This is a genomic window from Cellulomonas hominis, assembly GCF_005239125.1.
Classification (GTDB): Bacteria; Actinomycetota; Actinomycetes; order Actinomycetales; family Cellulomonadaceae; genus Cellulomonas; species Cellulomonas hominis_A.
Genome location: NZ_SZYE01000150.1, coordinates 1 through 9,741, shown reverse-complemented (window position 1 = coordinate 9,741; position 9,741 = coordinate 1). Strand labels below are relative to the sequence as shown.

Below are 9,741 nucleotides of genomic sequence, written 5' to 3'. Positions count from 1 at the left end.
GCGCGGCGGCTCGAACCGGGGCCAGGGCTACGGCCAGCGGTTCGACGAGCGGCCCGCCGAGCCGTACGACGACGGCCCCCCGCACGACCTCGACCGGGCCGGCGCGGCGGGGGGCGGCGCGACCCCGCTGCCCGAGCCGCGGATGGCCATGCCCGACCCGCGCGACCCGGTCACCGCGACCGAGCGGCGCGCCCTCGAGGCCGTGCTGCAGATGCCGGAGGCCGTGCCGCCGGAGTTCGACGACCTGCCGCCGGAGGCGTTCACCGCGCCGGCGTACCGGGCGGTGCACGCCGCGATCCGCGCCGCCGGCGGTGCGGCCGCCGCGCGGTCCCGCGTCGCCGCGGACGGCCCCGGCGCGGCCGTCGGCTGGGTGGAGGCGGTCCGCGAGGAGGCTGCGTCGCCGGTCGAGAGCCTGATCACCCGCCTCGCGGTGGCGCCGCTGCCCGAGGACCGCCCCGACCGGCTGCCCGGCTACGCCCGCGGGCTGGTCATGGCGCTGGTCGAGATGGAGCTGACCCGGCACATCGCCGACCTGCGGGGACGCCTGCAGCGGATGGACGCGCAGGCCGACCCCGACGGGTACCGCGACCTGGCGCGCGAGCTGTTCGAGCACGAGAACCGGCGGCGGGCGCTCCGCGAGAGCGCCTGAGCCACGTGCCGGTGCGGCGCCCGCGCGCCCGGCGGCTGCGCCGCCCGGCGGTACGGTGCCCGCATGGAGCTGTGGGGCGCGGCGCTGTACGGCGAGCCGTGCGGGGAGTGCGGGTACACCTGGGCGCTGACCGCGGCCGTGGCGGTGCACGTGGTGTCCGAGGTCCCCGGCCGGTTCGCGGCCGTGCTGGTCACCGCGCCGGAGCCGCTGCGGCACCCCGACCTCGGCTGGTCGACCGCCGCGTACGTCCGGCACGTCGCGGACAACCTGGAGACCTGGGCGTACCGGCTGGACGCGGCCCGGTGCGACGGCCGGACCACGACCGCCGGCTACGACCCGGACGCCCTCGCGGCGGCGCGGGACTACGCGCACGCCACGGTCGGGGCGTCGCTGCTCGCCCTGCGGCGCGTCGTCCCGGGCTGGGTCGACGCGGTGACCGCGGCGCTCGCGGAGGGGGTCGTGCTGGAGCACGCGACCCGCGGGCCGCAGCGCGCGGAGGACGTCGCGCGGAACAACGCGCACGACGCCCTGCACCACCTGCACGACGTGCGCCGGATCGTCGAGCACGCCGCGGCGGTCACGGGCTCCTGACCGCCGGGGGCGGCCCGGGGGCGGCCGGGCGCGTCCGGGCGCGCAGCGGGAGGGCGTTAGCCTGACCGGCATGACGACTGCGGAGGCCGCACCCGGCCAGGACCTGCCCGACGAGCGCGAGATCCTGGGCTGGGACGAGTTCGGCGAGGCGGCGCGCGACCTCGCCCGCGCGGTGGTGGCGTCCGGCTTCGAGCCCGACGTGGTGGTGGCGGTCGCCCGGGGCGGCCTGCTCCCCGCCGGGGCCCTGTCCTACGCGCTGGGTCTCAAGGCGTGCGGCACCCTGAACGTCGAGTTCTACACCGGCATCGACGCCCGGCTGCCCGAGCCCGTGGTGCTGCCGCCGCTGCTGGACAACGCGGCGCTGGTCGGCCGGCGCGCGCTGGTCGTCGACGACGTGGCGGACACGGGGGAGACCCTGGCGCTGGTGCAGCGCCTGGTGTCCGAGCACTGCGAGGAGGCGCGCACCGCGGTGCTGTACGCGAAGTCGCACTCGATCGTGGCGCCCGACTTCGTGTGGCGGCGGACCGACCGGTGGATCACGTTCCCCTGGTCGGCGCAGCCGCCGGTCACGGTCTGACGCCGGGGGTCGGCACGGGCGGCGGGCGCGTGCCGGGCGCGGGGGTGCTCCGGCTGCGCTGCGTCGCGGCCCGCGGGGTGTTCCTGCCGCCGGCCCGTCGCCCGCGCGGCACGACGGACGCGTCCGCGTACGCGGTGACCCCCGGCCGCGCGTACGGGGCGGTGGGTGTGCTGGCGCTCGCCGACCACCTGAGCGTGCTCGTGCGCGACGACTGGGGCGGGCCGGCGTTCGTGCCGGCCGAGCTGTTCGCGGGTGTCGCCGCCGCCGTGCCCGCCGGCTGGGCGTTCGCCCTCGACTCGGGCGCGCGGGCCGGTCGGCGGACGCTCTGGGGCGAGCCGGTCGTGGCGGTCTGGGGCTACCCGGCGCTCGTCGAGGAGGACGGCCACGCGGCGGCGCTGCTCGCCGGGGACGCCCGGGCGGTGGCGCTGTTCGACGAGGCGTGCGGGGCGTAGCCCCGGCGGGTGCCTGCCGAACCCCACCCGGTCGTCGCGTGACCACCTGATCGATCGGGGTGCGGCGCGACGATCGGGAGGGGATCGGGCCGGGGGCACCGCGCCTCGGCTTGCCCGCGCGCGGGCGCCGGCCCCGCACGGGGTATCCCGGTGCGGCCCGCTGGACGCCGTCGCTACACTCGTGGGCACAGGCACCGATCCGGCCATCACCGGGGAGCCTCCGGAAGAACAGGGCGGCAGCACCACCGGCGCCCCCAGTAGAACCGGACGGGGCAGGCCCGTCACAGCCGCAGCTGCAGAGTGGTCGCGCGCCGACCCCGCCCATCAGCGGGACCGGCGATCGGCAAGCGGGGTGGTACCGCGGTGCACGCCGGGCGAGAGCCGGGCAGGCGTCGTCCCCGTGGATCCGCCACCGCACCGCGGGCCCCCGGGCCCGCCGACCACCAGGAGCGCCATCCGCCATGGCCTATCCGCTGCACCGCACCCCGAGCGGCAAGCACGCCGCCCCCGTCGCGCCCGGCGCGTCCTTCGGCCTGCCCGCGTCCCCGGACCTGCCGGCGCTGGAGAAGGACGTCCTCGCGTACTGGGAGTCCGACGGGACGTTCCAGGCGTCGATCGACGCCCGTGACGCCGGCACCGACGGCGCGAACGAGTTCGTGTTCTACGACGGCCCGCCGTTCGCGAACGGCCTGCCGCACTACGGCCACCTGCTCACCGGGTACGCCAAGGACATCGTCGGCCGGTACCAGACGCAGCGGGGCCGCCGCGTCGAGCGCCGGTTCGGCTGGGACACGCACGGCCTGCCGGCGGAGCTCGAGGCGGAGCGGATCCTCGGCATCACCGACAAGGCCCAGATCGAGCAGATGGGCATCAAGGCGTTCAACGACGCCTGCCGGACGTCGGTGCTGCGGTACACCGACGAGTGGCAGGTGTACGTGACGCGCCAGGCGCGCTGGGTCGACTTCGAGCACGACTACAAGACGCTGGACCCGACGTTCATGGAGTCGGTGATCTGGGCGTTCAAGCAGCTCTACGACAAGGGCTGGGCGTACGAGGGCTACCGCGTGCTGCCGTACTGCTGGAACGACCAGACGCCGCTGTCGAACCACGAGCTGCGGATGGACGACGACGTCTACAAGGACGTCCAGGACCAGACGGTGACGGTCACGTTCCCGCTGACCGGCGAGCGCACCGCCGAGCTCGGCCTCGACGGCGTCGCCGCCCTCGCCTGGACGACGACCCCGTGGACGCTGCCGACCAACTCGGCGCTCGCGGTGGGTCCCGAGGTCACGTACGCCGTGGTCCCCGCCGGCCCGAACGGCACCAGCGCCACCGCCGGGGCGTTCCTGCTCGCCCGGGACCTGGTCGCGGGCTACGCCAAGGACCTCGGCTACGACTCCGCCGAGGACGCGCTCGCCGCGGTCACCCGCGAGGTCCGCGGCACCGACCTGGCCGGGGTGCGCTACGAGCGGCTGTTCGACTACCTGGCCGACCAGCCGGGCATGGCCGAGCACGGGTTCCAGGTCCTGCTGGCCGACTACGTCACGACCGAGGACGGCACCGGCGTGGTGCACCAGGCCCCGGCCTACGGCGAGGTCGACCAGGAGACCTGCGAGGCGGTCGGCATCCCCACGGTGCTGAGCGTCGACGAGGGCGGGAAGTTCACGTCGCTCGTGCCCGACTTCGAGGGTCAGCAGGTCTTCGAGGCGAACAAGCCGATCACCCAGCGCCTGCGCGCCGACGGCCGCCTGCTGCGCCAGGCGTCGTACGTGCACTCCTACCCGCACTGCTGGCGCTGCCGGAAGCCGCTGATCTACAAGGCGGTGTCCTCCTGGTTCGTGAAGGTCACCGCGTTCCGGGACCGGATGGTCGAGCTGAACCAGGACATCTCCTGGGTGCCGGAGCACATCCAGGACGGCCAGTTCGGCAACTGGCTCGCGAACGCCCGCGACTGGTCGGTGTCCCGCAACCGGTACTGGGGCACGCCGATCCCGGTGTGGGTGAGCGACGACGCCCAGTACCCGCGCATCGACGTCTACGGCTCGTTCGCCGAGCTGGAGGCCGACTTCGGCCGGCTGCCGCTGAACGACGCCGGCGAGCCCGACCTGCACCGCCCGTTCATCGACGAGCTGACCCGCCCGAACCCGGACGACCCGACCGGGCGCTCGACCATGCGGCGGATCCCGGACGTGCTCGACGTGTGGTTCGACTCCGGCTCGATGCCGTTCGCGCAGGTGCACTACCCGTTCGAGAACGCCGACTGGTTCGAGCACCACTACCCGGGCGACTTCATCACGGAGTACATCGGGCAGACCCGCGGCTGGTTCTACCTGCTGCACGTGCTGGCCACCGCGCTGTTCGACCGCCCGGCGTTCCGCACCTCCGTCTCGCACGGCATCGTGCTGGGCTCGGACGGCCGCAAGATGAGCAAGTCGCTGCGGAACTACCCGGACGTCAACGAGGTGTTCGACCGCGACGGCTCGGACGCGATGCGCTGGTTCCTCATGGCCTCGCCCATCCTGCGGGGCGGCAACCTGGTCGTCACGGAGGAGGGCATCCGCTCCGAGGTGCGCCAGGTGCTGCTCCCGCTGTGGAGCACCTGGTACTTCTTCGCGCTGTACGCCAACGCGGCGCACCAGGGCGCCGGCCTGACCGCGGGCCGGGTCACGCCGGACACCCCGGTCACGACCATGGACCGGTACGTGCTGGCGCGGACCCGCAAGCTCGTCGAGGACGTCACCGCGCAGCTCGACGCGTACGACGTGCCCGGCGCCTGCGAGACCGTCCGCGTGCACCTGGACCTGCTGACCAACTGGTACGTGCGCACGCAGCGCGACCGGTTCTGGGCGGAGGACACCGCGGCGTTCGACACGCTGTGGACCGCGCTGGAGACGCTGACCCGCGTCATGGCGCCGCTGGCCCCGCTGCTGAGCGAGGAGGTGTGGCGCGGCCTGACCGGGGACCGCTCGGTGCACCTGACCGACTGGCCGACGCTCGGCGACGGCTCGGCGGACGACCTGGCGCTCGCGGCCGACGACGACCTGGTCGCCGCGGTCGACGGCGTGCGGGAGGCGGTGTCCGCGGCGCTGGCGCTGCGCAAGGCCAACGGCCTGCGCGTCCGCCAGCCGCTGAACGAGCTCCGCGTCGCGACCGCGACGCCGGAGGCGCTGGCGCCGTTCGCGGACCTGCTGGCCGCCGAGCTCAACGTCAAGCACGTCGCGCTCTCGACGGTCGAGGAGGCCGCCGCCGGCGGCGTCGCGGTCCGGAGCAACCTCGCGGTGAACGCCCGCGCCGCGGGCCCGCGCCTGGGCCGGGGCGTCCAGGCCGTCATCCGCGCCGCCAAGGCCGGGGACTGGTCGACCGACGCCGAGGGCACCGTGGTCGTGCGCACCGAGGAGGGCGACGTCCCGATGCAGCCCGCCGAGTACGAGCTCACCACGACGATCGACGTCAGCACCGCCGAGGGCGAGGCGCCGACCCTGGCGGCGGGCGTGCTGCCCTCGGGCGGCTTCGTGGTGCTCGACCTCGCGCTGGACGACGCGCTGCGCGCCGAGGGCTACGCCCGCGACGTGGTCCGCGCCGTGCAGGACGCCCGCAAGGCGGCCGACCTGGTCGTGTCCGACCGGATCCGGCTGACCCTGGGCGTCCCGGCGGAGCACCGGGCCGCCGTGGAGGCGCACCGGGAGTTCGTCGCGCGCGAGACGCTGGCCACCGAGGTGGTGGTCGGCACCGTCGACGGCGCGGACCTCACCGTCGGCGTCGAGCGGGTGGACGCCTGATGGCCGCGGCCAAGCGGCCCGGCCCGGGTCGCGGCGGGGCGGACCACCTGCGCGACGAGGCGGCCCAGGCCGCCCGGCGCGCCGCCGACGAGGTGTACGCCGGCATCCTCGAGCGCGCGCCCGAGCACGACATCGACCCGACCCTGGACCGGGTCGCGGCGGTGTGCGAGCTGCTCGGCGACCCGCAGAAGGCGTACCGGGTCGTGCACCTCACCGGGACGAACGGCAAGACGTCGACCGCCCGGATGGTGGAGCGGCTCGTGCGCGAGCACGGTCTGCGCACCGGCCGGTTCACCAGCCCGCACCTGCACCGCGTGAACGAGCGGATCGCGATCGACGGGGAGCCGATCTCCGACGAGCAGTTCGTCGCCACCTGGCAGGACGTCGCGCCGTACGTGCACATGGTGGACGTGCGCGAGCAGGCGGAGGGCCGGCCCCGGCTGAGCTTCTTCGAGGTGTTCACGGTCATGGCGTTCGCGGCCTTCGCGGACGCCCCGGTGGACGTCGCGGTCGTCGAGGTCGGCATGGGCGGGCGGTGGGACGCCACCAACGTCGCCGACGGCGAGGTCGCGGTCATCACCCCCGTCGCCTACGACCACGAGCGGTGGCTCGGGCACACGCTGGTCGAGATCGCCGGGGAGAAGTCCGGGATCGTCAAGGACGGCGCCACGCTGGTGCTGTCCCGGCAGCAGGAGGACGCCGAGGGGGTCATCCTGCACGCCGCGGCCGAGCGCGGGGCCCGGGTGGTGCGCGAGGGCGTGGACATCGACGTCGTGGACCGGCAGGTCGCCGTCGGCGGCCAGCTGCTCACGCTGCGCGGGACGGGCGGCGTCTACACCGACGTGTTCCTGCCGCTGCACGGGGAGCACCAGGCGCACAACGCGCTCGCGGCGCTCGCGGCCGTCGAGGCGCTGGTCGCGGGCGGCGGGGCCCTGGACGGGTCCGTGGTCGAGGTCGCGTTCGCCGACGTCGACTCGCCCGGCCGCCTGGAGCTGGTCCGGTCCAGCCCGACCGTCCTGGTCGACGGGGCGCACAACCCGGCGGGCGCCGAGGCGCTCGTCGCGGCGGTCGAGGAGGCGTTCGCGTTCCAGCGGATCGTCGGCGTCGTGGGGGCGATGGCGGACAAGGACCCGGAGAGCATCCTCGCGGTGCTCGAGCCGTACCTGGCCGAGGTGGTCGTCACCCGGGCGTCGAACCCGCGGGCGATGGAGGTCGACGACCTCGCCGAGATCGCGGTCGACGTGTTCGGCGAGGACCGGGTGCACGTGCGGGAGCGGCTCGACGAGGCGGTGACCCTGGCGGCCGACCTGGCGGAGCGCGACGTCGAGCGCGGCGCCGCGGTGCTCGTGACGGGATCGATCTACCTGGTGGCCGAGGCGCGCGTGCTCATGGGCCGCGCCTGACGGGTCCGCCCGTGCCCGGGCACCCCGGGCCCACGCGGCCCGGCGGCGGGGGTGCACGAACGTGCACCCCCGCCGCACACCGTGCCCTTGACGCCCCGCGACCAGCGCGGCGAGTGTGAGCACTGTCGCGGCGAGGGCGCCGCGTCCGGGTGCCGGGAAGGAACCAACGCCGTGAAGAAGCTCATCAACGACCCCCAGTCCGTCGTCGCCGAGTCGGTGGAGGGCTTCGGCCTGGCGCACGCCGACGTCGTCGAGGTGCACACCGACCCGCTGTTCGTCGTCCGCGCCGGCGGCGCCGTCAGCGGCAAGGTCGGCCTCGTCTCCGGCGGCGGCAGCGGGCACGAGCCGCTGCACGCCGGGTTCGTCGGCGACGGCATGCTCGACGCGGCCGTGCCGGGCGCGATGTTCACCTCGCCCACCCCGGACCAGATCGCCCCCGCGTTCGCCGCGGCCGACGGCGGCGCCGGCGTGCTCGCGATCGTCAAGAACTACACGGGCGACGTGCTGAACTTCGAGACCGCCGCCGAGCTGGCCGACGCCGACGACCTGACGGTCCGCACCGTGGTGGTCAACGACGACGTGGCCGTGGAGGACTCGCTGTACACGGCCGGGCGCCGTGGGGTGGCGGGCACCGTCGCGGTCGAGAAGATCGCCGGCGCCGCGGCGGCCCGGGGGGACGACCTGGACGCCGTCGTCGCGGTGGCCGAGAAGGTGATCGCCAACGTGCGGTCGATGGGCGTCGCGCTCACGGCGTGCACCGTCCCGCACGCGGGCAAGCCGTCCTTCGACCTGCCGGAGGACGAGATCGAGATCGGCATCGGCATCCACGGCGAGCCGGGCCGGCGCCGGATCAAGGCCGCCCCCGCGGACGAGATCACCGAGATGCTGCTGACCCCCGTGGCGGACGACCTGGCGCTGGCGTCGGGGGAGCAGGTGCTGCTGTTCGTCAACGGCATGGGCGGCACGCCGCAGTCCGAGCTCTACGTCGTCTATCGTCAGGCACGCAGGCTGCTCGAGGGCCGCGGGGTCCAGGTGACCCGGTCGCTCGTGGGCAACTATGTGACATCACTGGAGATGCAGGGCGCCTCGGTCACTGTCCTCCGGTTGGACGACGAGCTCACCGCGCTCTGGGACGCGCCGGTGCGCACGGCCGCGCTGCACTGGTAGCCGGCCCGCCGCCCTCCCGGCGGCGTGGTCGCGGGCTCGACGGCGGAGGTGGGAGCGCGACATGACGGGGTCTCTGGATGCGGGCTGGGCGGTCGCCTGGGTGCGTCGCACGGCGCAGGTGGTGACCGAGCACCGGGACGAGCTCATCGAGCTCGACCGGCAGATCGGCGACGGGGACCACGGCGAGAACCTCACGCGGGGGTTCACCGCCGTGCTGGCCAAGCTCGACGGGCTCGACGCGCCGCCCGGCGACGTCGGCGCGGTGCTGAAGCTCGTCGCCACGACCCTGATGTCGACGGTCGGCGGCGCCGCGGGCCCGCTCTACGGCACGGCCTACCTGCGCGCGGCGAAGGTCACCGGTCTGCCCGAGCTCGACAGCGCGGCCGTCGTGGCGATGCTCGAGGCCGGGCTGGAGGGCATCGTCGTGCGCGGCAAGGCCACCACGGGGGAGAAGACGATGGTCGACGCGTGGAGCCCGGCGGTCGAGGCCGCGGTCGCCGCGGCGGACGCCGGCGCCTCCCCGGCCGCGGTGCTGGCCGCGGCGGCCGAGGCGGCGCGCGGCGGCGCGGAGGCCACGATCCCGCTCGTCGCGACGAAGGGACGCGCGTCCTACCTCGGCGAGCGCTCGGCCGGGCACCAGGACCCGGGGGCCACGTCGACCGCCCTGATCCTCGAGGCGGCGGCGACCACCGCGGAGGCGGTGGCGTGAGCGCCGCCCCGGTCGCCCTCGTCCTCGTCTCGCACTCGGCGACGCTGGCCGAGGGCGTCCGGGAGCTGGCGGCGCAGATGGCGCCCGAGGTGCTGATCATCGCCGCGGGCGGCGACGGCGCGGGCGGGCTCGGCACGAGCTTCGACCTGGTCGAGCAGGCGCTCGGCGAGGCCACCGCCGACGGCCGGTCCGCCGTCGTGCTCACCGACCTCGGCTCGGCGGTGCTCACCACGGAGTCCGTCCTGGAGTTCCTGGACGAGGACGTCGCCGCGCGGGTGCACCTGGCGGACGCGCCGTTCGTCGAGGCCGCCGTCGCGGCCGGGGTCACCGCGGCGGGCGGCGCGCCGGTCGGCGAGGTGCTCGGCGCCGCCGTGGCCGCGGGCGCGGGGTTCCCGCACGCCGCGGGTGCGGGGC

The 9,741-nt window shown here is 75.4% G+C and carries 8 protein-coding genes and 1 pseudogene; all 9 read left to right on the top strand.

Translation table 11 applies throughout. The features are described from left to right. Window positions 1–649, top strand: a pseudogene (locus FA014_RS15065) (DNA primase); the annotation flags it as partial. Window positions 650–712: 63 nt separating this feature from the next. Further along, window positions 713–1,240, top strand: coding sequence for a DinB family protein (locus FA014_RS15060; RefSeq protein ID WP_154730473.1), 528 nt, complete (start codon window positions 713–715; stop codon window positions 1,238–1,240). 70 nt (window positions 1,241–1,310) lie between these two features. After that, window positions 1,311–1,817, top strand: coding sequence for a phosphoribosyltransferase (locus tag FA014_RS15055; RefSeq protein WP_154730472.1), 507 nt, complete (start codon window positions 1,311–1,313; stop codon window positions 1,815–1,817). Then, window positions 1,772–2,269, top strand: a complete 498-nt coding sequence (locus FA014_RS15050; protein ID WP_154730471.1) for a hypothetical protein — start codon at window positions 1,772–1,774, stop codon at window positions 2,267–2,269. The genes FA014_RS15055 and FA014_RS15050 overlap by 46 nt, the downstream gene beginning before the upstream one ends. A 461-nt stretch (window positions 2,270–2,730) precedes the next feature. Further along, window positions 2,731–6,048 (top strand): isoleucine--tRNA ligase, encoded by a 3,318-nt coding sequence (ileS, locus tag FA014_RS15045; RefSeq protein WP_154730470.1) that lies wholly within the window; start codon window positions 2,731–2,733, stop codon window positions 6,046–6,048. Further along, a complete protein-coding gene (locus tag FA014_RS15040) occupies window positions 6,048–7,451 on the top strand; it encodes a bifunctional folylpolyglutamate synthase/dihydrofolate synthase (RefSeq protein WP_154730469.1) in 1,404 nt (467 codons plus the stop codon). Before ileS ends, FA014_RS15040 begins: the two co-directional genes overlap by 1 nt. Before the next feature lie 171 nt (window positions 7,452–7,622). Further along, window positions 7,623–8,618, top strand: a complete 996-nt coding sequence (gene dhaK / locus FA014_RS15035) for a dihydroxyacetone kinase subunit DhaK (protein WP_154730468.1) — start codon at window positions 7,623–7,625, stop codon at window positions 8,616–8,618. A gap of 61 nt (window positions 8,619–8,679) precedes the next feature. Next, window positions 8,680–9,327: a dihydroxyacetone kinase subunit DhaL gene (gene dhaL, locus FA014_RS15030; protein WP_154730467.1), complete on the top strand. Its 648-nt coding sequence runs from the start codon at window positions 8,680–8,682 to the stop codon at window positions 9,325–9,327. After that, window positions 9,324–9,741, top strand: a 418-nt coding sequence (dhaM, locus tag FA014_RS15025; RefSeq protein WP_268865894.1) for a dihydroxyacetone kinase phosphoryl donor subunit DhaM, incomplete at its 3' end; no start/stop codon positions are given. The genes dhaL and dhaM, both read left to right, overlap by 4 nt.

Bases quoted from the DNA above. Each gene is read 5' to 3' on its own strand.
- FA014_RS15055 (WP_154730472.1), top strand. From the start codon at position 1,311: ATGACGACTGCGGAGGCCGCACCCGGCCAGGACCTGCCCGACGAGCGC.
- FA014_RS15040 (WP_154730469.1), top strand. From the start codon at position 6,048: ATGGCCGCGGCCAAGCGGCCCGGCCCGGGTCGCGGCGGGGCGGACCAC.
- FA014_RS15060 (WP_154730473.1), top strand. From the start codon at position 713: ATGGAGCTGTGGGGCGCGGCGCTGTACGGCGAGCCGTGCGGGGAGTGC.
- dhaL (WP_154730467.1), top strand. From the start codon at position 8,680: ATGACGGGGTCTCTGGATGCGGGCTGGGCGGTCGCCTGGGTGCGTCGC.
- ileS (WP_154730470.1), top strand. From the start codon at position 2,731: ATGGCCTATCCGCTGCACCGCACCCCGAGCGGCAAGCACGCCGCCCCC.